Annotated in this window: 1 protein-coding gene; it reads left to right on the top strand. The window is 55.6% G+C overall.

Annotated features, from left to right (window positions below; genetic code table 11):
• Positions 1-502, top strand: a 502-nt coding sequence (locus EN818_RS30740) for an aldehyde dehydrogenase family protein (protein WP_135906586.1), incomplete at its 5' end; no start/stop codon positions are given.
• Positions 503-507 lie beyond the last annotated feature (5 nt).

The raw sequence follows: 507 nt of genomic DNA, 5'->3' as shown, positions 1-507 counted from the left end.
GAAGGTCGGCGACGGCTTCACCGAAGGGGTCACTACAGGCCCCCTCATCGACCGGAACGCGTTGAAGAAAGTACTGGAGCACGTCGCCGACGCCGTGGCAAAGGGGGCGACGGTGGAAGCCGGTGGCAAACCTGCGAGCCAAGGGGGCCTCTTTTTTGAGCCCACTATCTTGACCGGCGCAACCGGCGAAATGCGCCTTTCCAGCGAAGAGACATTCGGACCTGTTGCGCCGCTGTTCAAATTTTCGACCGAGCAACAGGTCATAGAAATGGCAAACAACACTGAATTTGGCCTTGCGTCTTACTTCTTTTCGAGGGATGTCTCGAAAATCTTCCGGGTGGCGGAGGCTCTCGAGTTCGGCATGGTGGGGGTCAACACCGGGCTGATCTCCACTGAGGTTGCGCCCTTTGGCGGCATCAAGCAGTCGGGAATAGGCCGTGAAGGTTCGAAATACGGAATCGATCATTATACTGAAATGAAGTATATTTGCCTGAGCGTGTAATTGTC

Origin of the sequence: Mesorhizobium sp. M3A.F.Ca.ET.175.01.1.1 (genome assembly GCF_004791945.1) — a bacterium.
Classification (GTDB): domain Bacteria; phylum Pseudomonadota; class Alphaproteobacteria; order Rhizobiales; family Rhizobiaceae; genus Mesorhizobium.
Note: the sequence above shows the minus strand (reverse complement) of the source record. Positions and strands in the feature narration are given on the sequence as shown.